Raw genomic sequence first — 26,244 nt, 5'->3', positions numbered from 1 at the left:
TGTCGTGGTGTCGGCGCCCGGTGTGGGGTGACACTGGTGCCGTGAGTCTTCGAGACCTTCGGCTCCGCCGCGGCTGGAGCCAGGAGCACCTGGCCGAGGCCAGTGGTGTCAGCGTGCGCACCATCCAGCGCATCGAGGGCGGTCAACCGCCCAGTCCCTTCACCGTCGGTGCCCTCGCCACCGCCCTGGACGTCGCGCCCGAGGCCGTGGCCGGGACCAGTGCTCACCTGCCAGTCGATGACCGCCCGGCGAACGACGACGCACCACCGGCGCCGGCCCCGGAGCTGTCGTTCCCGGATGCCGTGCGACAGGCGGCCCGGCGTTGGGGAGACTTCGAGGGTCGGGCCAGCCGGTCGGAGTTCTGGTACGCCCTGCTTGCGGTGCTCGTGATCGTCGGGGCGCTCGCTGCGGTCGACGAACGCCTCGGCGCCGCTGCGCTCACCCTGTTCCTCATCCCGCTCGCAGCCGTGGGCTCCCGTCGCCTGCGTGACACCGCCCAGAGCCCATGGTGGTTGCTGTTCGTGTTCGCCCCGATGGGCTTCGTCATCCCGTTGACCCTCATGGCGATGCCGGGAAAGGTCTCCAGCACTGACGACGCCTGACCTGCGGGCCGGGCGACGGACTGCGCCCCCCGCAGGTCACGGGGCCGTGGCGTCCGACGAGGTGATCAGGGCCGCAGCCTCGGCGGGGGAGTCGACGAGGTGCAGCCGCCCCTGCATCACCCGCCCGCGGGCCAGGGCCTCGAGAGCAGGCCACACGGGGATCGTCTGCCTCCAGTGCTGGGAGCCGACAAGCACGAGAGGTGGCACCACGGCATCCTCGCCGGCGTAGTACAGCCGGGTCGCGGCCTGGAACACCTCCTGCACCGTCCCCGCCGCGCCCGGCAGCACGACGATGCCGACGTCGCAGCGAGCGAGCAGGCCGTCCTCGCGGATCGCGTTGGAGAAGTACTTGGCGATGCCGTCGCAGAAGACGTTGGGCGGTTCGTGGCCGTAGAACCACGTGGGGATGCCGATGCTGCGCACCGCGCCCGCGCCGCCGCGCGCGGCGTGCAGGTCGTCGTGCAGGTCGAGCGCCACCTGGGCCCAGGGCCCTATCCCCGAGCGGAACGACGGGACGCCGGCCAGCCGCTCTACTGCGCCGTCAACGGCATCAGCGGATGCCGCGAACGCGCCGAGGTTGGCAGCCTCCATCGCGCCCGGTCCGCCCCCCGTGGCCACGACGAACCCGGCCTCGGCCAGGGCATGGCCGAGGTGGGCGGCCCCGGTGTAGCCCACCGTTCCCCGTTCGAGCGCGTGCCCACCCATGACCCCGACGACCGCTGAGCTGCCGATGACCTCGCTCAGCGCGTCGCTCATCGAGTCGTCGTGGATGGCCCGCAGCAGGGTGACGAAGGCGTCGTGGTGCGAGTCACCGTCCCGTGACCATTGGTAGGCCAGGGCGTCGGGCGTGGCGTCGTACCCGTGCTCGCAGAGCCCCGTGTAGAGCTCGTGCGGTTGGTAGAGCGTCGCCCGGTAGGGGTTGATCGGCACCCCGGGGTCGGTCGGGAAGACCAGGGCCCCGTGCTGGCGCAGGTGTCTTGCGAGGTCGGCGCTGACTCGTCCGCCGAGGACGACGAGCCCCTCGAGGTCGGTGCGTTCCAGCAGGGGAGCCTCGTGGCCGGTCAGGTCGAGGTCCTGGAAGCGCAACCCGGTGAGCGGGCGCGCAGTGCTCAGCACGGCATCCAGGCCGTCGAGGTCCTCGATCTCGTGCACGCCCCGAACGTAGCCGACCCGTCACCGTCCGGGGGAGAAAGGTCAGTGGGCGGTGAGCCGGTCGAGCAGCCACCCGAGCCGCGCCGGCCGCCCGGTCGAGAGCTCCTCGCGATCAGCAGCCTGCGCCAACCGCAGTCCGGCGTTGACGCCGAGCCAGCGCAACGGCTCGGGCTCCCACCTCGGCGAGCGGTGCCCGACCCACGGCAGGGCCGTGAGTGCCGACTGACGTCCGAGCACGAGGTCGGCCAGGGTGCGGCCGGCCAGGTTGCTCGCCGCCACCCCGTCGCCGACGTAACCACCGGCGCCGCCGATCCGGGCCACCGGGTCCCACGTGACCGAGGGGTGCCAGTCGCGGGCGATGCCGAGCGGCCCACCCCAGGCATGGGTGAAGCCCACCCCGTCGAGCTGGGGGAGCAGGTCTCGCAGGATCGAGCGCAGTGCGCCGAACACCGCCTCGTCGTGGTCGAACTCCGGCCTGATCGCCGACCCCCAGTGGTAGGGCGCGCCGCGGCCACCGAACGCGATCCGGCCGTCGCCGGTGCGTTGGCCGTAGATGACGACGTGGCCGTGGTCGCTGAACACCTCTCGGCCGGCCAGCCCGATGCGTGCCCACCGCGCGTCGTCGATGACCTCGGTGGCGAGCATCAGCGAGTACACGGGCACCACCCGGCGGCCCTGCCCCGACACCGTTCCCGACCAGCCCTCGGTCGCGTGGATGACCGCACCCGCGGACACCCGGCGCCCGTCCGCGAGCACCACCACCCGGTCGCCCGTGCGCGTCACCCGCGCCCCGTCGACGATCCGCCCACCGAGCCGGCGCACGGCCCCCGCCAGCCCGTCGACGAGTCGCCGCGGGTGCACCCGGGCGCAGTCCGGGGTGAAGGTGGCCCCGCGCGCGACGGCGACGGCGAGGCGCTCACGGGTGGCACCGGCATCCAGCCACGTCGTCGACCCGCCCCACGAGGCCGAGTGGGCGACCGACGCCCTGGCGCGCTCCTCCTGGGCGGGGGTGCGGGCGACGACCAGCGCACCGCCCTTGGTGAACCCGCTGCCGACGCCCTCGGCGGCGTCGACGCGGCCGACCTCGTCGACGGTGTCGCGCAGCGCGGCCAGCTGGGCCACGGCCCCCGCGCGCCCGGCGTGGCGAGCCAGCGTGTCGGGCGACACCGGCCAGAGCGCCGACACCCAGCCACCGTTGCGACCGCTCGCCCCGAAACCGACATGGTCGGCCTCGAGCACGAGCACGTCGGCCCCGGGGCGCTCGCGCAGCAGGTAGTACGCCGTCCACAGGCCGGTGTAGCCACCGCCGACGATGACCACCTCTGCGGAGAACGGCAGGTCGGATGCCGTGGCGCGGGTGGCGCTCGCACCGTCGGCCCACAAGGGTTGGGTCATCCGCGCCGTCCGGTCAGTCGGTTGGGGAGACGAGTGAGCACAACACGCCGCTGACGGTGAATCAGGCACGGCATGTTGCGCTCACTCGTTGGGAGGTTGGGAAGGGCGGGCGACGATGCCGCGATCAGAGGTGGTTCTCGGCCTCGGTGAGCACCGACCGCAGGCGCCGCTCGATCTCGTCGAACTCGGTCGGGCCCATCGTCAGCGGGGGAGCGAGCTGCACCACGGGGTCACCGCGGTCGTCGGCCCGGCAGTACAGCCCGGCGTCGAAGAGCGCCTTGGACAGGAAGCCGCGCAGCAGGCGCTCGCTCTCGTCGTCGTTGAACGTCTCGCGGGTGGTCTTGTCCTTGACGAGCTCGATGCCGTAGAAGTAGCCGGCCCCGCGCACGTCACCGACGAGCGGCAGGTCGAGCAGCTTGTCCAGGGTGCGCTTGAAGATCGGGGCGTTCTCCTTGACCCGGTCGTTGAGGCCCTCGCGGTCGAAGATGTCGAGGTTGGCCATCGCGGCTGCGCAGGAGACAGGGTGCCCGCCCCACGTGTAGCCGTGCGGGAAGTACGTCGTGCCGTGGCGGAACGGCTCGAACAGCCGGTCGCTGGCGATCATCAGGCCCAGCGGGGCGTAGCCGCTGGTGATGCCCTTGGCCGTGGTGATGATGTCCGGGACGTAGCCCAGGTCGTCGCAGGCGAACATCGAGCCGATGCGGCCGAAGGCGCAGATCGTCTCGTCGGAGACGAGCAGGACGTCGTACTCGTCGCAGATCTCGCGGACCCGCTCGAAGTAGCCGGCCGGAGGCGGGAAGCAGCCGCCGGAGTTCTGCACGGGCTCGAGGAAGACGGCCGCGACGGTCTCCGGGCCCTCGAACTCGATGGCCTCGGCGATGCGGTCGGCGGCCCAGCGACCGAACGCCTTCTCGTCGTCGCGCAGGTGCTCGGGGGCGCGGTAGATGTTGGTGTTGGGCACCTTGTGGCCGCCGGGGACGAGCGGTTCGAACATCGACTTCGCCGCCGGGATGCCGGTGATCGACAGCGCCCCCTGGGGGGTGCCGTGGTAGGCGATCGAGCGCGAGATGACCTTGTGCTTGGTCGGCTTGCCGGTCAGCTTGAAGTACTGCTTGGCCAGCTTCCACGCCGTCTCGACGGCCTCGCCGCCGCCGGTGGTGAAGAACACCCGGTTGAGGTCGCCCGGGGCGTGGTGCGCCAGCCGCTCGGCGAGCTCGATGGCCCGCGGGTGGGCGTAGGACCACAACGGGAAGAACGCGAGCTCGCTGGCCTGCTTGGCCATCGCCCCGGCGATCTCGGTGCGTCCGTGGCCGACGTTGGTGACGAACAGACCGGCGAGGGCGTCGATGTACTCCTTGCCCCGGTCGTCCCAGATCGTCCAGCCCTGACCCTTGGTGATGATCGGCACGGAGTGGCCGAGGCCGCGCTCCTCGAAGGTGGAGTGCCGGGTGAAGTGCATCCACAGGTGGTCGCGGGCGGCGTCGGAGTACAGAGCGCCGGTACCGGTGTGGCGGTCGGAGCTGGGCTCCCAGACGTCGGACGGGTACGTGCTCATCGGGTACCCCAGTTGTAGTGCTGCTTGTTGAGTTTCAGGTAGACGAAGGTCTCGGTGCTCGTGACGCCGGGCAGGGTGCGGATCTGCTGGTTGAGCAGGTCCAGGAGGTGGTCGTCGTCCTCGCAGACGACCTCGGCGAGGATGTCGAAGCTGCCGGCCGTGGTCACGACGTAGTCGACTTCGGGCATCGCCGTGAGGGCGTCGCCGACGGCGAGCAGGTCCCCGGATACCCGGATGCCGATCATCGCCTGGCGGCTGAAGCCCACCTGGAGGGGGTCGGTCACGGCGACGATCTGCATGACGTCGGCGTCGAGCAGGCGCTGCACCCGCTGGCGCACAGCGGCCTCGGAGAGGCCGACCGCCTTGGCGATCGCGGCGTAGGACTGCCGGCCGTCGTCCTGGAGCAGTTCGATGATGTGTTTGGCGATGTCGTCCAGACGGGTCTCGGACGATGCACGCGTCACCCTGGGGGGTCGAGAGGTGGAGGTCACGCGCGCCATCGTGTCGCGGATCCCGACGGTTTGCAAGCACCCTTGGAACGGATTCCGTATGCATTGTGTGTCCGGTGTGTAACTTTTCATCACATCCGTCGCAGAATCCCTAGCGATTTCGGTGGTCGTGCGCTTAGAGTCCGGTAGCACCGAACCCACCCCCCACCCCTTTGGGAGCCATCACCCATGAGCGGTCAGCGACACCTGCGCAACTTCATCGGCGGCGAGTACGTCGACGGGCGGACAGATTCCACCACCGAGATCATCAACCCGGCGACGGGATCGGTCGTCGCGACCGCTCCGGTCAGCGGTCAGGAGGACGTCGACGCGGCCTACGCCGCCGCCGAGCAGGCCTTCGCGGGTGAGTGGGGCGCCACGACCCCCAGCGACCGCCAGCAGGCGTTGCTGAAGTTCGCGGATGCCGTGGAGGCGCACGCTGACGAGCTCATCGCGCTGGAGTCCGAGAACACCGGCAAGATCAAGGCCCTCACCGCGAGTGAGGAGATCCCGCCGATGGTCGACCAGCTGCGCTTCTTCGCCGGCGCGGCCCGCGTCCTCGAGGGCCGGGCCTCGGCCGAGTACATGGCCGGTCACACCTCGTGGATCCGCCGCGAACCGATCGGCGTCGTCGGGCAGGTCACCCCGTGGAACTACCCGCTGCTCATGGCGGTCTGGAAGATCGGCCCGGCTCTGGCGGCGGGCAACAGCGTCGTCCTCAAGCCGAGCGACACCACCCCCGAGAGCACCCTGCGCCTGGCCGAGCTGGCCTCGCAGTTCCTCCCGGCGGGCACCCTGAACGTCATCACCGGTGACCGCGAGACAGGCCGGATGCTCGTCGAGCACCGCACCCCGAGCCTCGTCGCGATCACCGGGTCGGTGCGGGCGGGCGCCGAGGTCGCGGCCGGCGCGGCGCCGAACATCAAGCGCGTCCACCTCGAGCTCGGTGGCAAGGCTCCGGTGGTCGTGTTCGACGACGCCGACATCGAGGCCGCCGTCGAGGGCATCGCCGTCGCGGGGTACTTCAACGCGGGGCAGGACTGCACGGCCGCCACCCGGGTGCTCGTCGCTCCCGGCGTCCACGACGACTTCGTCGCGGCCCTGGCCGAGTACGCGCGCACGTCGGCCCCGGTCGGCCTCCCCGACGACGAGGACGCCCTCTTCGGCCCGGTCAACAACGCCCGTCAGCTGGCTCACGTCTCCGGCTTCATCGACCGACTGCCCTCCCACGCGACGGTCTCGGCGGGCGGCAACCGCCGCACCGACCTCGGTGAGGGCTACTACCTCGAGCCCACCGTGCTCTCCGGGCTGCGCCAGGACGACGAGGCCATCCAGAACGAGATCTTCGGCCCGGTCATCACCGTGCAGAAGTTCACCGACGAGGCCGAGGCGATTCGTTGGGCCAACGGCGTCGACTACGGCCTCGCGTCCTCGGTGTGGACCAAGGACTTCGGCCGGGCCATGCGGATGAGCAAGGCCCTGGACTTCGGCTGCGTGTGGATCAACACCCACATCCCGCTCGTCGCCGAGATGCCGCACGGCGGGTACAAGAAGTCGGGCTACGGCAAGGACCTGTCGATGTACGGGTTCGAGGACTACACGCGCATCAAGCACGTCATGGCGAACATCGAGAGCTGAGGAACACACCACATGGCACTTCGACGGCGGCCTCCGGCCGACCCCATGACCCGCGGGCTGATCAGCGCCGCGCGGTCCTCGGCGCTCACGCGCCGCTCCCTGTTCGGCACGGCCGCCCTCGGTGGCGCGGCGGCGGCGCTCAGCGCGTGCGCGCCGCCCCCGCCGCCCTCCGGTGGGGTCTCCTCCCTCGTGCTTCCCGAGGACCTCTCCGACACCGACAAGGTGGTGCGCTGGGCCAACTGGACGGCCTACCTCGACTACGACGAGGAGACCAAGAAGTACCCGACCCTCGAGCGGTTCATGGCCGAGACCGGCATCCGTGCCGAGTACACCGAGGACATCGAGGACAACGACGCGTACTTCAACAAGATCGCGCCCCAGCTGCGTGCGGGTCAGGACATCGGTCGCGACATCTTCACCTTCACCGACTGGATGGCCAACCGCATCATCCGCGACCAGCTCTGCCAGCCCCTCGAGCTGATCACCATGCCGAACGCACCGAACCTGCTGCCGGCGCTGCAGAACGTCAGCTTCGACCCGGGCCGCAACTTCTCGCTCACCTGGCAGACGGGCTTCGCGGGGATCGGCTACGACAAGTCCAAGGTCTCCAAGGAGATCAAGACCATCGACGACCTGTGGACCGACGAGCTCAAGGGCAAGATCGTCGTGCTCAGCGAGTTCCGCGACACCGTCGGGCTCATCATGCAGAGCCAGGGCGTCGACATCACGTCCGACTTCGGCAAGGCGCAGTTCGAGGCTGCGGTGGCCGAGATCGAGAAGCGCATGGACGAGGGCTACATCCGCCGGATCAAGGGCAACTCCTACCTGGAGGACCTCAAGTCGGGCAACGCCATCGCCGGCATCGTCTGGAGCGGTGACCTGTTCATCCTGCGCGCCGAGACCGAGAACGAGAACTGGGAGTTCGTCATCCCGGAGTCGGGCGGCACGATCTGGAGCGACAACATGATGGTGCCGATCACCTCGCAGCACCGCCGCAACGCCCAGACCATCATGAACTTCTACTACGACCCCGAGGTCGCTGCCGAGGTCGCGGCCTGGGTCAACTACGTGTGCCCCGTCGTCGGAGCCCAGGAGGTGCTCGCGAAGACCGACCCCGACCTCGCCGAGAGCCCCTTCATCTTCCCGAGCGAGGCCTTCATCGCGGACAACAACATCCAAGGGTTCCGGGCGCTCTCGCCCGAGGAGGACCAGGAATACAGCGCCATCTGGCAGAAGGTGATGGGCAACTGATGGCTCGCAAGAACGCAAGCGGTTTCCGCGACGCACAGGGTGACCTGCGTCTGGAGAACGTCACGAAGTCCTTCGCCGAGTTCACTGCCGTCGACGACCTCAGCCTGGTCGTCCCGCGTGGCTCGTTCTTCGCCCTGCTCGGCCCCTCGGGCTGTGGCAAGACGACGACCCTGCGCATGGTGGCCGGTCTCGAGCAGCCGACGAGCGGGCGCCTGCTCATCGGCGACACCGACCTCACCGGCAGCCGCTCCTACGAGCGTCCGGTCAACACGGTGTTCCAGAGCTATGCGCTCTTCCCGCACCTGACCATCCGCGACAACGTCGCGTTCGGTCCCAAGCGGCGGGGACAGTCGGATGCCGCCGCGCTCGCCGACGATGCCCTCAAGCTCGTGCAGATGGACCACCTCGCAGGCCGCAAGCCCGCCCAGCTCTCGGGTGGTCAGCAGCAGCGCGTGGCCCTGGCCCGGGCCATCGTCAACCGCCCCGAGGTGCTGCTGCTCGACGAGCCGCTCGGTGCCCTGGACCTCAAGCTTCGGCGCCAGATGCAGGTCGAGCTCAAGCGCATCCAGACCGAGGTGGGCCTGACCTTCATCCACGTCACGCACGACCAGGAGGAGGCCATGACCATGGCCGACACCGTGGCCGTGATGAACCACGGGAAGATCGAGCAGATGGGCCCGCCCGCCCAGATGTACGACCTGCCGAGCACGGCCTTCGTCGCCAACTTCGTCGGTCAGTCCAACCTGGGCAGCGGCCGGGTCGTCGACCGTGACGGCAGCCACCTCGTCGCCGAGATCCAGGGCACCAAGGTCAAGATCCCCCTCGAGCGCAGCGCGGTCGCCGACGGCGACATCACCTTCGGGGTGCGCCCGGAGAAGGTGCGCGTCATGCGGCGCCCCTCCGAGGGTGTCGGCGACGACGTCAAGGGCACCGTGCTCGACGTGTCGTTCACCGGTGTCGCCACCCAGTACCTCGTGCAGCTGCCGAGCGGCACGGTGTGGAGCTGCTACGAGCAGAACCTCGACGTCGAGCCGATCGACCTGCGCCCGGGCGACGACGTGTGGCTGTCCTGGAACCCCCACCACGCGTTCGGCGTCCCCGTCGACGAGGCGGAGGCCCGCGCGGCGGCGGAGGCGATCTGAGATGAGCGCACTCGCCCACGTCGGAGCCGGTGGTGGGGCGAACCCGCCGCCGGTGCCGCAGCCCGACCACAAGGGCAGGAGCTGGGTCCCCTACCTGCTCCTGCTGCCCGGTGCGCTCTGGCTGCTCGTGTTCTTCGTCATCCCGCTCGTCCAGCTGTTCTCGGTCAGCCTGCAGTCGCAGTTCCCCGGCTACCCCGGCTACTACTACCGAGACCTGAACTTCGGCAACTACGTCACGGCCCTGACCGACTTCGCCCCCCACTTCGGCCGGTCGATCCTGTTCGCCACCCTCGCGACGTTCTTCGCGTTCTGCCTGGCCTACCCGCTGGCCTACGCGATGGCGTTCAAGGCCGGTCGCTGGCGCAACGTCATGCTCATCGCCGTCATCGCGCCGTTCTTCACCTCGTTCATCCTGCGCACCGTGGCCTGGCGCCAGATCCTCGCGGACGAGGGTCCGGTCGCGTCGACCCTGAACACCCTGCACCTGCTGCCCGGTGGGCGAATCACCGAGACCTGGATCGCGGTCGTCGCCGGTCTGACGTACAACTTCCTGCCCTTCATGGTCCTGCCGATCTACGCCTCGCTCGAGCGCGCGGACTCGCGGGTCATCGAGGCCGGGGGAGACCTGTACGCCAACGGGTTCACGACGTTCCGCACGGTGACCCTGCCGATCAGCATGCCGGGCGTGCTCGCCGGTACGCTGCTGACCTTCATCCCGGCAGCCGGTGACTACGTCAACGCCGAACTGCTCGGGTCGGACAACACCAAGATGATCGGCAACGTCATCGAGAGCCAGTTCTTCCGGGTGCCAGGCGGATTCCCGACGGCCGCAGCGCTGTCGTTCACCTTGATGGCTCTCATCCTCGCCATGGTGTTCGTCTACGTGCGCCGCTTCGGAACGGAGGAACTGGTGTGATCCGCTGGATCGGAAACCGCTTCGCCATGATCACGGCGTTGCTCGTGCTGTTCTACCTGTTCCTGCCCGTCGCCTACACGTTCGCCTTCTCGTTCAACAACTACAAGAAGTCGAACATCACGTGGAACCCCGAGGGCAGCCCGACGCTGAAGCACTGGAAGGACCCCTGCGGCGCCCCAGGTGTGTGTGAGTCGCTCGTGACCTCGATCCAGATCGGGTTCCTGGCCACCGTCGTCGCGACGGTGCTCGGCACCATGCTCGCGTTCGCGATGGTCCGCCACCGCTTCCGCGGTCGGGCCACGAGCAACGTGCTCGTCTTCGTGCCGATGGCCACCCCCGAGATCGTCCTCGGTGCGAGCCTGCTGACGATCTTCGTCCAGGGCTTCTCCAACGTCGGTCTGCGCCTGGGTTTCTGGACGATCGTCATCGCCCACATCATGTTCTGCGTCAGCTTCGTCGTCGTCACCGTCAAGGCCCGCCTGCAGAGCCTGGACCCGCGCCTCGAGGAGGCCGCCCAGGACCTCTACGCCGGGCCGGGCAGCACGTTCTGGAAGGTCACCTTCCCGCTGGTGCTCCCGGGCATCGTCGGCGCGGCGCTGCTCGCGTTCTCGTTGTCCTTCGACGACTTCATCATCACCAACTTCGTCTCCGGCAACGAGACGACGTTCCCGAAGTTCGTCTACATCTCCTACCTGCGCGGCATCCCGGCCCAGGCCAACGTCATCGGTTTCTCGATGTTCGTCATCGCCCTGGCGCTGGTCGTCGGCGGCCAGCTGATCGGCAACGCCCGCAAGAAGTGATCCGGCCCGCCGGGCGCGAGCCCGGCGTGCCGGACCTCCACCCACACCGGCACACCCGGTGACACCCTGAGACAGGAACACCATGCGCGTCCTCATGGTCGGTGCCGGTGGCGTCGGTGACGCCGCCGCCCGCATCGCCGCCGAACGATCCTTCTTCGAGCAGTGGGTGGTCGCCGACTACGACCTCACCCGCGCCGAGCGCACCGTGGCCTCGGTCATCGAGCGCATCCCGGGGGACACCCGGTTCCGTGCCGCGCAGGTCGATGCCTCGGATGCCGCTGCGGTCGAGGCGCTGGCGCGGGAGGTGGGTGCCACGCACGTCTTCAACGCCGTGGACCCCCGCTTCGTGCTGCCGATCTTCGAGGGGGCCCGCGCCGCCGGTGCGGACTACCTCGACATGGCGATGAGCCTGTCGAGCCGTCACCCGGAGCAGCCGTACGCCAAGGTCGGGGTCAAGCTCGGCGACGACCAGCTCGCCCAGGCCGCGCAGTGGGAGGCCGACGGGCGCCTGGCCCTGGTCGGCATCGGGGTCGAACCCGGTCTCTCCGACGTCTTCGCCCGGTACGCCGCCGACCACCTGTTCAGCCACATCGACGAGCTCGGCACCCGCGACGGCGCCAACCTCGTCATCCGCGACGAGGACGGCAACGAGGTCTTCGCCCCGGGCTTCTCGATGTGGACGATCATCGAGGAGTGCCTGAACCCGCCCGTGGTGTGGGAGAAGGCCCGGGCGGTGGGCGCCGACGGCGGCTACGACGTCGAGGCCGGCTTCTTCACGCTGCCGCCGTTCAGCGAGCCCGAGGTCTTCGACTTCCCCGAGGGCATCGGTCCGGTGGAGTGCGTGCACGTCGAGCACGAGGAGGTGCTCCTCATGCCGCGCTGGGTCGACGCCGAGAAGGTGACCTTCAAGTACGGCCTCGGCGAGGAGATGATCACGATCCTGCGCACGCTGCACACCCTCGGGCTCGACGGCACCGACCCCGTCACGGTCAAGGGGGTGCAGGTCAGCCCCCGCGACGTCGTCGCCGCCGTGCTGCCCGACCCCGCGACCATCGGCCCGCGCATGGAGGGCAAGACCTGCGCCGGGCTGTGGGTGACCGGCACCGGCAAGGACGGGATGCCGCGGCGCACCTACCTCTACCACGTGTCCGACAACGCGGACACGATGCGCGACTACGGCGCCCAGTGCGTCGTGTGGCAGACGGCGATCAACCCGGTCGTCGCCCTCGAGCTGCTCGCGAACGGCACCTGGTCGGGCGCGGGGGTGCTCGGCCCGGAGGCCTTCGACGCCGTGCCGTTCCTCGACCTGCTCGCCGCGCCGAAGCCGCAGGGCTACGGATCCCCCTGGGGCCTCGAGGACCGCTGAGTCGTAGGCTCGCCACCACCTCGTACCTGCCCCGATCACCGCCGCCCGGCCCCAGAAGGACACACCCATGGCGTTCACCCAGAAGTCGCTCGTCGAGTCCGTTCCCACCCGCCTGCTCATCGCAGGGTCCTGGCGTGAAGCGAGCGGTGGCGCGCGCTTCGAGGTGAGCGACCCGGCATCCGGTGCCGTCCTCACCACGTGCGCGGACGGGACGCCGCAGGACGGGCTCGCCGCGCTGGCGGCGGCCCACGAGGCCCAGCCGACCTGGGCGGCGACCCCGCCGCGTGAGCGCAGCGAGATCCTGCGCCGGGCCTTCGACGCCCTCGTTGCCCGCACCGACGAGTTCGCCACCCTGATGAGCCTGGAGATGGGCAAGACGGTGGCCGAGGCGCGCGGCGAGGTGGCCTACGGTGCCGAGTTCTTCCGCTGGTTCGCCGAGGAGGCCGTGCGCATCCACGGGCGCTACTCGGTGGCCCCCAACGGCGCGTCGCGGCTGCTGACGATGAAGCAGCCCGTCGGTCCCACGCTGATGATCACGCCCTGGAACTTCCCGCTCGCGATGGGCACCCGCAAGATCGGCCCGGCCGTCGCCGCGGGCTGCACGATGGTCGTCAAGCCCGCCCACGAGACGCCGTTGACGATGCTCCTGCTCGCCGAGGTCATGATGGAGGCGGGCCTGCCCGACGGCGTGCTCAACGTCGTCACCACGACCCACTCCGGTGCCGTGTGCGAGCCGCTCATCCGCGATGCGCGGCTGCGCAAGCTGACCTTCACCGGGTCCACCCCGGTCGGCAAGATGCTCGTCGAGCAGTCGGCCGAGCAGCTGCTGCGCCTGTCGATGGAGCTCGGGGGCAACGCCCCGTTCCTCGTCTTCGAGGACGCCGACGTCGATGCGGCCGTCGACGGGGCGATGCTCGCGAAGATGCGCAACATCGGTGAGGCCTGCACCGCGGCGAACCGGTTCTTCGTGCACGAGTCGCTCGCCGAGGAGTTCGCCACCAAGCTCGCGGCCCGCATGGGTGCCCTCGTCGTCGGCAAGGGCACCAAGAAGGGGGTCGACGTCGGACCGCTCATCACCGGCAAGGCTCGCGACAAGGTCGACGAGCTCGTCCAGGACGCCGTCGGCAAGGGGGCCCGCGTGCTCACCGGCGGCGCACCCGTGCCGGGCAAGGGGTTCTTCTACGCACCGACCGTGCTCGCCGACGTGCCGGCCGACAGCCGCTGCCTCGGTGAGGAGATCTTCGGGCCGGTCGCACCGGTGTGCACCTTCACCGACGAGGCGGATGCCGTGGCCACGGCGAACGGCACCGAGTACGGCCTCGTCGGCTACATCTACACCAACGACCAGAACCGGATGATCCGGGTGGCCGAGGCCATGGAGTTCGGGATGATCGGCGTCAACACCGGTATCGTGTCCAACCCGGCCGCGCCGTTCGGCGGCGTCAAGCAGTCGGGCTTCGGCCGCGAGGGCGGGTTCGAGGGCATCGAGGAGTACCTCGAGACGAAGTACGTCGGCATCGCCCTCTGAGGCTGCTGGTCGGGGAGCGAACGAGGAGGAGAGCCGTGCGCGACGTCGTGTTCACCCGTCAGGGCTGGTTCCCTGCCGTGGTCCGGTGCGAGAACGGGCTGTGCATCGAGCTCGCCGCCGGGGCGGATGCCAACCATGATCCTCGGGTCTTCAGATTCCCGGTCGACGAGGTGCGGGCCGCTGTGATCGAGGCGGACCTGAGGAGGCACCTGTTGCTGTGGAGTGCCGTGCTGCCGCTGTGCGGGGACGCCGGGAGCCAGGGCGATCTCGACGTGGAGGCTGCCGTCGCGCTGCTGGACCCCACCCTCCTCGGCACGCCCGACGAGGTCGACGCCCTGTTCCGGGGCATCCGGTGGGACTGGCGCCTGCTCATGGCCCACGGCGGCGACATCGACCTGCTCGACGACGGCAAGGTCTGGGCGGCCCTGTCCGAAGCGACCGTGACCCCCGACCGGCGCCGGGTGGAGGAATACGAGGTGAACCGGCGGCGCGCGCAGCGTGGCGTCACGTTGGCTCCACTCGACACCGCGATCCTTCGGTTCACCGGACAGTACGTGCACGGGGCGACGCTGCCGAAACGCCTTCCGGACGAGGTCGATCCTGAGCTGCTGCCCGACGTGCTGCGGGTGATCGCCACGGCGGAGCGGGCCACCACGGGGATGCGCATCGGCCTGGACCCACGCCATGGAAGGGGGGTAACGGACAAGGCAGCATGGGAGCGGGTGGCGACCGTGGCCGAGGAGGCCGTGCGTGCCGCCCACCCTGAGCTGGCGGACGACGCGGTGGCCACCGTGAGATTCCTCATGTGCTCGGAGGTCAGGGATCGTTCGAAGAACCTGCCGGAGGAGGACGACGCCGAGGGGGTGGGTGACCGTGCAGGTGGTCCGGGCGGGGTGAGGACGGCGCGGCTGACGTTCACCGACGACAAGGAGGTGGCGCAGCCGTGGGCTCCTGGCGATAGCCGCACCGCTGGCGCCGCCTTCTGGGAGTTCGTCGCCAGCCGTTCGGCCCCGGACAACGAGGTGTTCACGATCGAGGACGAGCAGCTGGGCGAAGGGCTCCAGCTGCACTTCTACGCGGACTCGGTCGCCCGGATCACGACGGTGACGAGGGGCGAGGGCGCCTCGGAACCCGAGTACCGGGTCGAGTACACGCTCGTCGACGGGCTCGACGGGTTTCGGACACGGGTGCGCGCTTTCGTCGATGGCGGTTGTGCCGCGCTCGATCCACACGGCCCCTGGACGGCCGACCTTGCGGAGCTCGAGCGCGCTCGCACGCGGCGTCGCGAGGCAAACTCCTAGGGAAGCGCTGATCAAGGGGGCAGTTGGTTGGTGCGGGGGCCCGGCGGGGTCGGGGGCACTCCCCGGGGGCTCGTTTCGCCCGGTGGGTTGGGCTCTTGACCCCCGGGTCTCGGGGTGTTTCTAGCGGTTGCGGGCAGGCTGAAGCCTGGCCGTCACCCCATGAGGGCGGCGGCCCTGGCGCGCATCAACCAGTTCGCGGAGGCGAACAACACGTTGAGGTGGTTGAGGTTCTTCGCGATCCCGCGGTAGCGGGTCTTGGTGAAGGCGAAGTCACGCTTGACGATGAGGAACGGGTGTTCGACCTTGGCCCGCACCGACGCCTGGCGTGATGCCACGGCGCGGTCATGCTCGGGCATCGTCTTGAGCACCCCTTTACGTGGGGCGACTTGCCACGTGATTTGTGACAGGTCTTCGTTCTCGGCGATCTCGGGCCGCTTCGCAGCTCCTTGGTACCCGGCGTCGGCGTACACAACCTCGTCATCGGCGCGCACCAGGTGCACCGCCTCGTCCAGGTCATGCACGTTCGCCGCGGTCGCGGTCACCGTGTGGACGTACCCGGTCCCGGCATCAGCGCCGATGTGGGCCTTCATCCCGAAGTGCCACTGGTTGCCCTTCTTCGTCTGGTGCATCGCCGGGTCGCGGGTGCCGGTGGCGTTCTTCGTTGATGACGGCGCCGCGATGATCGTGGCGTCGATGATGGACCCGCCCCGCATGATCCAGCCCTGCTGCGCGAACACCTCGTTCTGCGCCGCCAACAGCTTCTCCCCGAGGTGGTGCTCCTCCAACAAGTGCCGGAAGTGCAGCAGCGTCGTGGCGTCCGGGACCTGCTCGACCGCGAAGTCCAACCCCATGAACCGGCGCATCGCGTACGAGTCGTACACCGCGTCCTCCACGCCCTCATCGGACAGGGAGAACCACACCTGCAGCAGGTACATCCGCAGCATCGTCTCCACCGGCTTGGCCTTACGGCCCCGCTTACCCGCACGATCCGCGTAGTAGAACGGCTCGATCACCCCCACCCACGACGCCCACGGGATCGTGGCGTCCATCGCTTCCAAGAACTTCTCCCGACGCGACACACGCCGCCGGTTGCCGTACTCAATGTCGGTGAAACTGGGCTGATCGATATCCACACCCCATTCTCCCGGGACCCCACCCACCAAGGCCGAAGACGCCCCGGCCAGCCGAGAAAATCAGTGATTCCCTAGGACGTGGCCCGCCGAAACGTCACGCGCAGCCGCGCGTCAGTGGTGTCATGTCCTCCATGAGCTACAGCCCGGATGCCGCTGCCCCGGCCACCCGTAGCGCCCGCCACGTCGACCGCCGCCGCTCGGTGCAGGACCTGCTCGACGAGGCCGACGCGTCGCTGCGCCGCGGTGCGCGACCCGGGGCGACGGTCTGGCCCACCGGGTTCGACCTGCTCGACGCCACGCTCGACGGCGGCCTGCGCTCCGGCGAGCTGGTCCTGCTCGGGGGCAGCGAGGGGTCGGGCAAGACGACGATCGCGCTCCAGATGGTGCGCAACGCGGTGCGCACCGGCCGCCACGCGGTGGTCTTCTCCTTCGAGCACGAGGCAGGAACCCTCATCCAGCGCCTCATCGCCCTCGAGGCGTCGGGCCTGGCCGTCGAGGCCGGCCAGCACCCGGCGGCAGCCGCGGACGTCCATGCCGTCCGGGCGGTCTTCGAGGCGCCCGACCCCGACCGCCGCGGCCTCGCCGAGGCGCTCGCCGGCATCCCGTACGGCGCCGACGCCCTCGCGGCCGTGCTCGACTACGCACCACGGCTGCACCTCCACGAGTCGACGAGCGACACGACCCCCGCCGAGGTGGCCCGTGTGCTGGTGGAGGTGCGCGAGGAGGCCGACGAGCCCCCGATGGTCATGGTCGACTACCTCCAGAAGGTGCCACTCGACGGCGTGGCGGGCGATGAGGTCGCGCGGGTCACCGTCGTCACCGAGACGCTCAAGGACATGGCGCTCGAGCTCGAGTGCCCCGTCGTGTGCATCTCCGCGGCCGACCGCGAGAGTCTGGGTGCCGGGCACCGGATGCGCACCCGCGACCTGCGCGGCTCGTCGGCCCTGGCCTACGAGGCCGACCTCGTGCTCATCCTGTCGAGCAAGGAGAACATCGTCTCGCGCGAGCACTTGGTCTACGACCTCGGCAGCGTGCAGCGCTTCCGGCGCTGGGCCGTCATCACCGTCGAGAAGAACCGGCACGGGCTCGGGCACGTCGAGCTCGAGGTCGAGAAGGACTTCGAGCACGGGCGCTTCCACCCGCAAGCGCGGGTCGTCACCGAACGACTCATCGAGGAGCGCATCTTCACCACCTGATCGCGACGTCGTGCACTCCAGCCACCGGATCCGTCGGGGCGGCAGGTGGCTGGAGCGCAAGAAGTCGGGGGAGGATGGGGGTGTGATCCGCCACCTCCGGCCGCCGGTCGACGTCGACGCCCTCGTCGCGGATGCCGTGGCGCGCGGTCGCGTCGTGCGTCTCGTCGTCGCGGGGGAGACCAAGACCGCCACCCTCGAGGCCTTCGCCGACGCCCTGGACTTCCCCGCGTGGTTCGGCGGCAACCTCGACGCCCTGGCTGACCTGCTCGACCACCTCGCCCGGCACGACGAGGGGGAGGCCGAACTCGTCGTCGACGGCGTCCTGGCCCTCCAGCGCGAGGACCCGTTCGCGGCGGCCCAGCTCAACGGGGTGCTCGGCGAGGTGGCCCTGGCCCATCCCCGGTTTCACGTCAGTGTCATCGAGCGCTGACAATGGCTCCCGTGACTTCCCGCTCCGTCGCCATCCTCGGCTCCACCGGCTCGATCGGCACCCAGGCCCTCGAGGTCATCGCCGCGCACCCGAGGGCCTTCACCGTGGCCGCCCTCACCGCCGGGGGCAACGTCGAGCTGCTCGCACGTCAGGCCGTCGAGTTCGACGTGCCGCTCGTCGGTGTCGCACGCGGCCAGGTTGAGGACGTTCGCGCCGCGATCGCCGCGGCGGCAGCGGATGCCGGCCGGCCGGCATCCGTGACCGATGTCGTGGTCGGCGCGGATGCCGCGACGATCGCCGCGGGGTGTGGCGCCGACGTCGTGCTCAACGGCATCACCGGGTCGATCGGTCTGCGGCCGACCCTGGCAGCCCTCGAGGTGGGCTCGGTGCTGGCGCTGGCGAACAAGGAGTCGCTGATCATCGGGGGGCCGCTCGTCAAGGCGGCCGCCGCGCCCGACCAGATCGTGCCGGTCGACTCCGAGCACAGCGCCATCGCGCAGAGCCTTCGCGGCGGGCGCGCCGACGAGGTGCGCCGCCTCGTCGTGACGGCCAGCGGTGGCCCGTTCCGCGGGCGCAGCCGCGCCGAGCTCGCCGACGTCAGCCCGCAGCAGGCGCTGGCCCACCCCAACTTCTCGATGGGGCGGGTCATCACGACGAACTCCGCGACGCTGGTCAACAAGGGGCTGGAGGTCATCGAGGCCCACCTGCTCTTCGACATCCCCTTCGACCGCATCGACGTCGTCGTGCACCCGCAGCAGCAGATCCACTCGATGGTCGAGTTCCACGACGGCTCGACCATCGCCCAGCTCGGCCCGCCGCGCATGCTCGTGCCGATCGCGCTCGGGCTGTCCTGGCCGCAGCGGCTGACCGACGTCGACGTACCGTGCGACTGGAGCCTGGCCCAGAGCTGGGAGTTCCACCCGCTCGACGACGACGCCTTCCCCGCCGTGCGCCTCGCCCGCCGGGTCGGCGAGGCCGGCAGCACCTTCCCGGCCGTGTACAACGCCGCCAACGAGGTGTGCGTCGACGCCTTCCACGACGGGGTGATCTCGTTCACCGACATCGTCGACACGGTGGAACGCGTCGTCGAGGCGCACACTGGGAGCGAACTCGACGCCTCGAGCGTTGAGGGAGTGCTCGCCGCCGACCGGTGGGCCCGTCACCGCGCCGCCGACCTCATCGGCATCGCCGTCGACGACGACCAGATCCAGGAGAACCGTTGAGCACGCTCGCCTTCCTTCTCGGTGTGCTCTTCATGGCCACCGGGATCGCCGCCTCGATCGCCCTGCACGAGGTGGGGCACCTCGTGCCGGCCAAGCGCTTCGGGGTCCGCGTGACGCAGTACATGGTCGGTTTCGGCCCGACGATGTGGTCGCGCCGTCGGGGGGAGACGGAGTACGGCGTCAAGGCGATCCCGCTGGGTGGGTACATCCGGATGATCGGCATGTTCCCCCCGCGCAAGGGCGACGACCCCGGCACCGTGCGCGTGTCGAGCACGGGCCGGTTCAGCCAGCTCGTCGACGAGGCCCGCGCGGCCAGCCTGGAGGAGGTGCGTCCCGGCGACGAGAACCGGGTCTTCTACCGGCTGTCGGTGCCCAAGAAGGTCATCGTCATGCTCGGCGGCCCGACGATGAACCTGCTCATCGGTGTCTTCCTGCTGACCCTGCTCGTCACCGTGCACGGGGTGGCCACGGCCCAGCCCGGTGCGGTCGTCGCGTCGGTGTCGCAGTGCGTCGTCCCGGTGACCGAGGCGGGGGACGCGACCACCTGCACGAACCAGCCCGACACGCCGGCGCTCGCGGCCGGCATCCTGCCCGGCGACCGGGTCGTGTCCATCGACGGCCAGCCCATCGACGACACCCGGGACATCAGCACCCTGATCCGCCCGCGCGTCGACCAGGCCGTGACGATCGTCCTCGAGCGCGACGGCGAGCAGCTGACCGTCACGGCGACGCCGATCCGCAACGTCGTGCCGGTCCTCGACGCCGACGGTGTGCCGGTCACCACCGCGGACGGCACCGAGCAGACCACCGAGGCCGGCTTCCTCGGCGTGCGCACGACCGCCCCGGTCGAGTACGTGCAGCAGCCGGTCACGGCCGTGCCCGGCATCATCGGCACCTACGTGAGCCGCACCGCCGAAGCCATCGTCCACATCCCGTCGCGGATGGTCGGGGTCTGGCAGGCCGCGTTCGGCGGGGCCGAGCGCGAGATCGACAGCCCGATGTCCGTCGTCGGCGTGGGCCGGGTCGCGGGGGAGGCCACCGAGGGCAAGTACGACGCGTTCGTCGGTGAAGGGGTGGGGAACAAGATCTGGTTCCTCGTCGGCCTGCTCGCCGCGCTGAACTTCATGCTCTTCATCTTCAACCTCATCCCGCTGCTCCCCCTCGACGGTGGTCACGTCGCGGGGGCCCTGTGGGAGGGGCTCAAGCGCCAGATCGCGAAGCTGCGCGGGCGGCCGGACCCCGGCTACGTCGACGTCGCGAAGGCGCTGCCCGTCGCGTACACCGTGTCGATGGTGCTGCTCGGCTTCACGGCGCTGCTCATCTACGCCGACCTCGTCAAGCCGGTCAACCTCGGCGGCTGACGCCTGGGGCGGGACGCCCCGAGGACCTGGTTGACGAGCTGTGGAACGGCAGTCCTCCCGCGACCGCCCGCACCGCGATCCGGGTCCACGTCGAGCGCACGAGGGCCGAAGGGGTCGAGGGTCCCCGAGGATCAGAGAACTCTCACATCTTCTGCTCGCGAGGACCTCGACGATGCCCGAGCCCACGGTGTGCTGCCGCGTGCGCGGCGGCTACTGCACGCGTTGTGATCTGCTGGTTGGCCTGCCTGGGCTGCATTGATCAAGCGCGGATTCGGGCAGATCGCACGCCTGCCCAGCACGCGATACCGAGCTCGATGCACAGGCCCGGACGGAAGCCTCCATAACGTCCAGCCCCAAGGCAGGGTGCATAAGAGCGTTCTTCGTTGACCGCATAGCGGAGATAGCGCCTTCCGACCGCTCGGGGGATTTCCACCACACCACCGAAAGGGCCGATCTCTGCGACGCGGTCGTTACGAGACCATGCAGTCTTCGCTGCATCGCGACAACGGGGAATTGCCGCATGACTGGATGCGATCGACACGGCAGTTTTCGACCTGGAAACCAGTGAACGCGCGGTGCGGTGGAGCGCCGTGTCAGGTCTGCGACAGGCTGGCGTCAGACCGTGGAGCAACCCTGTGGGCAATCGTTCATCGGAGGAACGTCATGCCCACCACCCACCCCAGTGCACCGTCGGTGCGACCACTGCGAGCCGGCGAGGTCGAAGCGCTGATCGAGGTCTTCGACGGGCTCTCAGCCCAATCTCGCTTCCTGAGGTTCAACGCGCCGTTGCCACGCCTCACCACGTTGATGGTCGAGCAGTTGACCGCGCAGGAAGAGGGTCGCCACGAGGCGTTCGTCGCGTCTGTGGACGGCATGGCCGTGGGTATCGGTCGCTGGGTCAGGTATGCCGCGCACCCCCAGCGCGCGGATGTCGCCGTCGAGGTCGTGGACGCGTATCACCGGCGCGGCATCGGTCGCGCGTTGATGCAGGCCGTCACGGAAACCGCTGCCCTGGCCGGTGTCGAGTTCCTCTTCTTCTGCGTCCGACGTGACAACGACCCCGCGCGAAAGCCGTTGGCAGAAGCTGGAGTCCTCACCAACGTCGACGACCCGGAACAGTTGTGGATCCCGGTCTCGCGGCTGCTCGCCCACCTGCGTACGCGAGAGCCGGCCGACGGCACCCTTGTTCGGGCAGGCTGATTGGGGCCGGTTCGGCGGCCACGACCCGGCCCTGACTCGAATCAGGGCCGGGTCCGTTGCCGGACCGCTTGGATCGCCTCACAGATCGGGGCGATGAGTTCGTCGTCACGCACGGCGACCCAGCGACTCACGTCTTGACCTCCCTCCAGGTCTCCGTCCGCACCCCCTGTCGACGTGGCGGCGGCATCGACGGCTGCCGTCAGCCGGGGAAAGACGGGTACACCTTGCCGGCGGCACAACTCAGCGGCGGCTGCACTGTGCCCGCGCGCGCCCGGGACGCCCAATCGGCACAGGGTGGCCGATGCCCCGGATGCTGCCTCGGCGAGGAAGCACTGCACGACGCGCGGGCTCTCGTTGAGTGCGCGGTCGAACCAATATGCCGCTTGCTCGGGGACCTCGCAGTCCAGGGCTGCCCAGCCGGCGTTGAGAAGCAAGCTGCCGCTGGGCTCGACTCCCAACCGCCGATCGGCGTCGTCGATGGCCTTCGTGAGGATCGCGAGCGCCCGTGATGGATGCCCTGCGTCGAGCAGCGCGAGACCGATCTTGGCGACCACGGCACTGAGTTGAATGACGCCGGGCGAGGAGCCGATGAGGTGCCAAGCCTCCTCGGCCGCCGTCAGCGCAGCGTCGTGCCGTCCAGCAGTGGCTCTCATGACGGCCACGGTGGCGAGGACTTCGGGTAGGGCGTGGGCGGCAGTGGTAGCCGCGGGTTCGAGGAGAGCCTCAGCCTCGAGGAGCGCGGTGTCGACGTCGCCGACGACGTACGCGCCGATGCTCTCGACGAGACCGGCCCAAACGGCCCACTCGGGGTCGTCGGCGAGTAGGGCCTTCGTCGTTGCTGCGTCGGGCGCCGTGGCGTGTGGCGTCAGCGATTCGTTGAGGGAGCGCTGCATCAGCGCGATCTTGGCGTGGTCGGCGGGACCGAGCAGGCTCGAGCGCAGGATGCGATCCAGCCAGTGCGTGGTCGCTGCCTCGTGGAACAGCCAGTACCAGCCCAGAGTTACCCCGAGCCCGGCCACGCTGTGTGCATCACGGCACGCGAGAGCGTTCTCCAAGGCGTGGAGGTAGTCCTCGAATCCGTCCTGGACCTCGTTGAGCATCTCGTCGTGGAAGGGGACACCTCGCCAACGATCGGCATACCACTCGCGATGGCGAGATTGCAGACGGGCGAGCTCGTCCGGACCGGTCTCGGCGACAAGTTCGAGCGCCAGGTCGCGCATGGTGCGAAGCAGGCGGAACCGCACCCGAGGGCCGCGCCGGTCCAACTGGATGATGGCGTCGCGGGCCAGCGCACGCAGGATGTGGTCCGTGGCGGCGTCTCCGACCACGACTCGTGCGGCGTCCGCGGTGAAGGATCCGCGGAAGACGCCGACGCCACGAAAGGTGGCGCGCTCGGCAGGCCCGAGTCGGTCGATCCCGGACTGCGCGAGCGCGCGCAGTGAGCGATGCCGATCAGTGCCCGTGGCCCGGTCGTCCTCGACGTCGAGGCGGCGCGAGGTGAGCTCACTGAGTTCGGTCAAAGAGCGGGTCGCGGCCTGTCCGGCGATGAGTTCGATGCCGAGCGGGAGTCCGTCGACGTCACGGACGATCTGGCCGAGCAGGTCGCCGTCGTCGTCGGTGATGAGGAGCCCGGGCGCGCGATCGGTCAACCGTGCCTCCAGCAAGCGAACGGCGGGAAGGGTCCGGGCCAGGGCACCTGCCTCGCCCGATTGAGGGCAGTCAAGGAGTTCGACGGGTACGAGCCGTTCGCCCGGCACTCCCAGCGGGGTGCGTGAGGTGATGACCATGGACACGCCGGGGCAATGCTCCATGAGCACCCGCGCGATCGTCGCCACGGCCGTGGACGACCACTCCGCCTCGTCGACGAGCACGGTGAGGTGGGCCCGGGTCAGCGCGGCGCTCAAGGTGGCGACCGGGTCCGGGCCGGCCGCTCCGAGGCGGTACTCGATGCAGATGGCCGCGGCGACCTCCTGCGCGGAGGCTTCCCTGAGTCCGGACAGGTCGACGTAGACCAACTCCCCACTGACCTCACGGCCAAGCTCGTGCAGCAACCGGCTCTTGCCCACTCCGCCCGGACCGACGAGGGTGAGCAACCGGTGGCCCGCCTCCCGCCACCTCCGGAGCCGTTCCAGGTCCTCCTCCCGCCCTACGGTCTCGGACGCCGGCACCGGGATCGCGGTGGTGATCCGGCGGTGCTCGAGGCGAGCGGGCGCCACGAGTGACTCGGCCTGGGCCAGCACCTGGGCATGCAGGGCCTGCGTCGGGGGGCTGGGATCGATGCCCAACTCCTCCCGGAGCCGGGCGCGCAGGTCGGCATAGGCGCGCAGCGCCTCCGCTTGGCTCCCCAGCGCGTACGCCGCTCGCATGACCAACCTGGTGGGCCCCTCCCGCAGCGGGAACTCACCGACCAGGTCGTTCGCGACCGCCAGCGCCTCCTCAAGATGCGGGACCGTCCCGCCTTCGAGCAGGAGGGTGGCCAACTGCTCGTTCGCGGTGGCCTTGGCGTCCTCGAGGCGCGTCCGCTCCGCCAGGACCAGCTCATCCGTGACACCTTCGTAGGCAAGAGGCCCAGACCACAGGGCCAGCGCCCGACGGTACCGACGGACGGCTTCATCGACCTGCCCGGCCGAGCGCAGGTCACGGGCGCTCCTGATCAGGTGCTCGTGGTCGACCGCGTCGACATCGACCTCCGGCGGGAGGAGGTAGCCCTCCCTACCGGTCCGGACGAGGTCGGGGGCCGGCAGTTGCCGACGCAGGCGAGCGACGACGGTGTGGACCGCGGTCGGGTTGAGACCCAAGGCAGCGTCGCCCCAGACCAGGTCCAGGAGAACCTCGGGTGGGACGCTGCGCCCGCGCCGTTGGACAAGTACCGCGAGCACGTCCCTGGGTCGCTGACCGGTCACTGGTCCCCGGCCAGCTGGGGTCTCGACCTCGACCGGGCCGAGGACTCGAATCCGCACCCTTCCATGGAACCACCCGACGAGGGCCCACGGCTACCGGGTTGTCAGCCCCGCACGGTCGCCAGGACCTGGAGGTACCCCAACCGAGGGTGCGCGGTGGGCCTTCGAGGACCTGCGCCCCGATGCGTCGACCCCGCACTCCTGCTCGGGTGGATGCACGACCGGATCGACACCAGCTCATTCCGGGGACTACGGCACGATGTGCGGGTCGCGTTCACCGACGGTCCACGCCCGGAATGGATCGTGATCGAGCGCGGAATCGCCTCGGTGTGCCCGACAGACCCGGGTTATGCCGTGGACCTCGCCATCAGCTCGTCGGCCGCGTCTGGCCCGGCCAATGGATCGCGGTGAAGGTCGAGATGTGCGTCGAGCTGCTCGGCCAGCCAGGTGATCGCTGCGTCGGCCCCGTCAACGGCACCGGTGAGGTGATCCCCGGAGTCCAGCTCGACATGGGTCACGTGGACGTCCATGGCTTCGTAGGCCGCGGCGAGCTGACGACTCAACTCGGCGGGCACGATGTCGTCACCCTTTGCGTGGTAGAGGTACACCGGCACCTCGGGGGTGCCGCCGGGGTTGCGTTCAGCCCGCAGGAGCGCTGCCCAGAGCGGGTCCTCCCACGGACGCTCACGCGTCGTCCAGGTCGCCATCGGTTCCGGGTGGGACACCACGAGTCCCGTCACGTCGAGGGTGGCGGCCACCGCGGCGGCTGCTCGGCCCCGCGCGTTGAGTATGTCCCACAGCCGAGGGTCCTCGTGAGCGTGGGCCAGGCCCACGAGGACGGCCAGGCCGAGGCCGGAGTAGGGGCCACCGTCGATTGCCTCGACGACGGCTGCGAGGTCGGTCGGGACTCCACCGGCCGCGAGGGCGACCAAGGTCAGTTCGCGCGCATAGATGGGCTGATGCTCGGCGGCCCACGCTGCGCAGCGACCTCCTTCGGAGTACCCCCAGAGCAGCACGGGAGCGCCGACCTCCACTCCGTCCACGCCGGCGACGGCTGCCCGGACGATGTCGAGCATCGCCCGCCCCCCGACGCGGCCAGCTCCGTAGGTGTGGGGGCCGGGTAGGCCGAGGCCCTCACCATCGGTGACGACGACCGACCAGCCGCGGCTGAGGGCACGCTCCAGGAAGGCGAGTTCGCTCTCCAGGCCGGTCGCGAGCAAGTGGCTGGGTGCGCTGTCGCGTCCGAGCCCGTGGACGCCGACCCCGTACGAGAGGACCGGCCGAGGTCCCGGTCCACGCCACGACATGGCGGGAACGAGGACGGTCCCGGAGACGGCGATCGTTCTGCTGTTGGTCGCTGCCGTGGTGTGGACAACCTGCGTGGCTGCGCAGGTCAGCCCCGGCACGACGACTGGCCGGGTACGGAGCATGGTTCCTCGGCACCGCGGCATCGAGGCGGGTGTGTCGTAGAAGGGGTCCGTCGAGGGGGCGTGCACAACGCTGTCCTTTCGTCGAGGTGCTCTTGACCTCAGGCAGCATCCCGAACCAGGCCGTCACCGATCTGTCACGCACGGCCGACCGGCTGACAGATCGGTGACAGGGCCCTCGCTCACGCTGTGACCTGGTCGGCCCCCAACGGATCGGCCACCACCGAAAGGACCACGTAG

At 69.8% G+C, this 26,244-nt stretch carries 22 protein-coding genes; 15 read left to right on the top strand and 7 right to left on the bottom strand.

Annotation, left to right across the window (positions count from 1 at the left end; all coding sequences use genetic code 11):
* Positions 1-41 precede the first annotated feature (41 nt).
* The gene (locus tag C8E84_RS05395; RefSeq protein ID WP_159900134.1) at positions 42-602 is read left to right on the top strand and encodes a DUF805 domain-containing protein; all 561 of its coding nucleotides are present in this window, start codon (positions 42-44) and stop codon (positions 600-602) included.
* A gap of 36 nt (positions 603-638) precedes the next feature.
* Here the strand turns inward: C8E84_RS05395 and C8E84_RS05390 are convergent, their stop codons facing one another.
* The 4 genes from C8E84_RS05390 to C8E84_RS05375 all read right to left on the bottom strand — a co-directional run bounded on the left by C8E84_RS05390 (position 639) and on the right by C8E84_RS05375 (position 5,204).
* Positions 639-1,754: an LOG family protein gene (locus C8E84_RS05390; protein WP_159900132.1), complete on the bottom strand. Its 1,116-nt coding sequence runs from the start codon at positions 1,752-1,754 to the stop codon at positions 639-641.
* Between the two features lie 42 nt (positions 1,755-1,796).
* A complete protein-coding gene (locus C8E84_RS05385; RefSeq protein ID WP_159900130.1) occupies positions 1,797-3,149 on the bottom strand; it encodes an NAD(P)/FAD-dependent oxidoreductase in 1,353 nt (450 codons plus the stop codon).
* Between the two features lie 124 nt (positions 3,150-3,273).
* Entirely contained in the window at positions 3,274-4,704 is a 1,431-nt protein-coding gene (locus C8E84_RS05380) for an aspartate aminotransferase family protein (protein WP_159900128.1), read from the bottom strand.
* Complete coding sequence (locus tag C8E84_RS05375; protein WP_159900126.1) at positions 4,701-5,204, bottom strand: Lrp/AsnC family transcriptional regulator; 504 nt, start codon at positions 5,202-5,204, stop codon at positions 4,701-4,703. Before C8E84_RS05375 ends, C8E84_RS05380 begins: the two co-directional genes overlap by 4 nt.
* 177 nt (positions 5,205-5,381) lie before the next feature.
* Between C8E84_RS05375 and C8E84_RS05370 the strand changes: the two genes are divergently transcribed.
* From C8E84_RS05370 to C8E84_RS05335, 8 genes are all read left to right on the top strand, one after another.
* Positions 5,382-6,830 carry a gamma-aminobutyraldehyde dehydrogenase gene (locus tag C8E84_RS05370; protein WP_159900124.1) on the top strand — a complete coding sequence of 483 codons (1,449 nt, stop codon included), beginning with the start codon at positions 5,382-5,384 and terminating at the stop codon, positions 6,828-6,830.
* A gap of 12 nt (positions 6,831-6,842) precedes the next feature.
* Positions 6,843-8,081 (top strand): ABC transporter substrate-binding protein, encoded by a 1,239-nt coding sequence (locus C8E84_RS05365; protein ID WP_159900122.1) that lies wholly within the window; start codon positions 6,843-6,845, stop codon positions 8,079-8,081.
* Complete coding sequence (locus C8E84_RS05360) at positions 8,081-9,223, top strand: ABC transporter ATP-binding protein (protein WP_159900120.1); 1,143 nt, start codon at positions 8,081-8,083, stop codon at positions 9,221-9,223. Before C8E84_RS05365 ends, C8E84_RS05360 begins: the two co-directional genes overlap by 1 nt.
* A gap of 1 nt (position 9,224) precedes the next feature.
* On the top strand, positions 9,225-10,139 hold the full coding sequence (locus C8E84_RS05355; RefSeq protein WP_159900118.1) for an ABC transporter permease: 915 nt from the start codon (positions 9,225-9,227) through the stop codon (positions 10,137-10,139).
* 26 nt (positions 10,140-10,165) lie between these two features.
* Entirely contained in the window at positions 10,166-10,939 is a 774-nt protein-coding gene (locus tag C8E84_RS05350; RefSeq protein ID WP_159904524.1) for an ABC transporter permease, read from the top strand.
* 82 nt (positions 10,940-11,021) lie between these two features.
* Positions 11,022-12,305, top strand: coding sequence for a saccharopine dehydrogenase family protein (locus tag C8E84_RS05345; RefSeq protein WP_159900116.1), 1,284 nt, complete (start codon positions 11,022-11,024; stop codon positions 12,303-12,305).
* 67 nt (positions 12,306-12,372) lie between these two features.
* Positions 12,373-13,833, top strand: coding sequence for an NAD-dependent succinate-semialdehyde dehydrogenase (locus C8E84_RS05340; RefSeq protein WP_159900114.1), 1,461 nt, complete (start codon positions 12,373-12,375; stop codon positions 13,831-13,833).
* Positions 13,834-13,868: 35 nt separating this feature from the next.
* Positions 13,869-15,134 carry a DUF6357 family protein gene (locus C8E84_RS05335; protein WP_211675408.1) on the top strand — a complete coding sequence of 422 codons (1,266 nt, stop codon included), beginning with the start codon at positions 13,869-13,871 and terminating at the stop codon, positions 15,132-15,134.
* A gap of 152 nt (positions 15,135-15,286) precedes the next feature.
* On the opposite strand, the gene C8E84_RS05330 is transcribed toward C8E84_RS05335, so the two are convergent.
* Positions 15,287-16,261, bottom strand: a complete 975-nt coding sequence (locus C8E84_RS05330) for an IS5 family transposase (protein WP_159904451.1) — start codon at positions 16,259-16,261, stop codon at positions 15,287-15,289.
* A gap of 128 nt (positions 16,262-16,389) precedes the next feature.
* Here C8E84_RS05330 and C8E84_RS05325 point away from each other — a divergent pair, with 128 nt between their 5' ends.
* The 6 genes from C8E84_RS05325 (at position 16,390) to C8E84_RS05305 (ending at position 21,677) form a co-directional block, all read left to right on the top strand.
* Positions 16,390-17,463, top strand: a complete 1,074-nt coding sequence (locus C8E84_RS05325; RefSeq protein ID WP_246196800.1) for a DnaB-like helicase C-terminal domain-containing protein — start codon at positions 16,390-16,392, stop codon at positions 17,461-17,463.
* An 82-nt stretch (positions 17,464-17,545) separates the two neighbouring features.
* On the top strand, positions 17,546-17,893 hold the full coding sequence (locus C8E84_RS05320) for a barstar family protein (RefSeq protein WP_159900112.1): 348 nt from the start codon (positions 17,546-17,548) through the stop codon (positions 17,891-17,893).
* Positions 17,894-17,895: 2 nt separating this feature from the next.
* Positions 17,896-19,116, top strand: coding sequence for a 1-deoxy-D-xylulose-5-phosphate reductoisomerase (gene dxr / locus C8E84_RS05315; RefSeq protein ID WP_159900110.1), 1,221 nt, complete (start codon positions 17,896-17,898; stop codon positions 19,114-19,116).
* Positions 19,113-20,477 carry a M50 family metallopeptidase gene (locus C8E84_RS05310; RefSeq protein ID WP_246196799.1) on the top strand — a complete coding sequence of 455 codons (1,365 nt, stop codon included), beginning with the start codon at positions 19,113-19,115 and terminating at the stop codon, positions 20,475-20,477. The genes dxr and C8E84_RS05310 overlap by 4 nt, the downstream gene beginning before the upstream one ends.
* Positions 20,478-20,732: 255 nt before the next feature.
* A complete protein-coding gene (locus C8E84_RS18635) occupies positions 20,733-20,864 on the top strand; it encodes a hypothetical protein (RefSeq protein ID WP_484549346.1) in 132 nt (43 codons plus the stop codon).
* A gap of 276 nt (positions 20,865-21,140) precedes the next feature.
* The gene (locus C8E84_RS05305; RefSeq protein WP_159900108.1) at positions 21,141-21,677 is read left to right on the top strand and encodes a GNAT family N-acetyltransferase; all 537 of its coding nucleotides are present in this window, start codon (positions 21,141-21,143) and stop codon (positions 21,675-21,677) included.
* Positions 21,678-21,718: 41 nt separating this feature from the next.
* Here the strand turns inward: C8E84_RS05305 and C8E84_RS05300 are convergent, their stop codons facing one another.
* Entirely contained in the window at positions 21,719-24,637 is a 2,919-nt protein-coding gene (locus tag C8E84_RS05300) for an ATP-binding protein (RefSeq protein WP_159900106.1), read from the bottom strand.
* Between the two features lie 287 nt (positions 24,638-24,924).
* Positions 24,925-26,007, bottom strand: a complete 1,083-nt coding sequence (locus tag C8E84_RS05295) for a lipase family protein (protein WP_159900104.1) — start codon at positions 26,005-26,007, stop codon at positions 24,925-24,927.
* Positions 26,008-26,244: the final 237 nt, after the last annotated feature.

It is taken from the genome of Ornithinibacter aureus (assembly GCF_009858245.1).
Classification (GTDB): Bacteria; Actinomycetota; Actinomycetes; order Actinomycetales; family Dermatophilaceae; genus Fodinibacter; species Fodinibacter aureus.
Note: the sequence above shows the minus strand (reverse complement) of the source record. Positions and strands in the feature narration are given on the sequence as shown.

Bases quoted from the DNA above. Each gene is read 5' to 3' on its own strand.
- C8E84_RS05340 (WP_159900114.1), top strand. From the start codon at position 12,373: ATGGCGTTCACCCAGAAGTCGCTCGTCGAGTCCGTTCCCACCCGCCTG.
- C8E84_RS05380 (WP_159900128.1), bottom strand. From the start codon at position 4,704: ATGAGCACGTACCCGTCCGACGTCTGGGAGCCCAGCTCCGACCGCCAC.
- C8E84_RS05355 (WP_159900118.1), top strand. From the start codon at position 9,225: ATGAGCGCACTCGCCCACGTCGGAGCCGGTGGTGGGGCGAACCCGCCG.
- C8E84_RS05385 (WP_159900130.1), bottom strand. From the start codon at position 3,149: ATGACCCAACCCTTGTGGGCCGACGGTGCGAGCGCCACCCGCGCCACG.
- C8E84_RS05305 (WP_159900108.1), top strand. From the start codon at position 21,141: ATGCCCACCACCCACCCCAGTGCACCGTCGGTGCGACCACTGCGAGCC.
- C8E84_RS05350 (WP_159904524.1), top strand. From the start codon at position 10,166: ATGATCACGGCGTTGCTCGTGCTGTTCTACCTGTTCCTGCCCGTCGCC.
- C8E84_RS05370 (WP_159900124.1), top strand. From the start codon at position 5,382: ATGAGCGGTCAGCGACACCTGCGCAACTTCATCGGCGGCGAGTACGTC.
- C8E84_RS05295 (WP_159900104.1), bottom strand. From the start codon at position 26,007: ATGCTCCGTACCCGGCCAGTCGTCGTGCCGGGGCTGACCTGCGCAGCC.
- C8E84_RS05375 (WP_159900126.1), bottom strand. From the start codon at position 5,204: ATGGCGCGCGTGACCTCCACCTCTCGACCCCCCAGGGTGACGCGTGCA.
- C8E84_RS05365 (WP_159900122.1), top strand. From the start codon at position 6,843: ATGGCACTTCGACGGCGGCCTCCGGCCGACCCCATGACCCGCGGGCTG.
- C8E84_RS05345 (WP_159900116.1), top strand. From the start codon at position 11,022: ATGCGCGTCCTCATGGTCGGTGCCGGTGGCGTCGGTGACGCCGCCGCC.
- C8E84_RS05325 (WP_246196800.1), top strand. From the start codon at position 16,390: ATGTCCTCCATGAGCTACAGCCCGGATGCCGCTGCCCCGGCCACCCGT.
- C8E84_RS05360 (WP_159900120.1), top strand. From the start codon at position 8,081: ATGGCTCGCAAGAACGCAAGCGGTTTCCGCGACGCACAGGGTGACCTG.
- dxr (WP_159900110.1), top strand. From the start codon at position 17,896: ATGGCTCCCGTGACTTCCCGCTCCGTCGCCATCCTCGGCTCCACCGGC.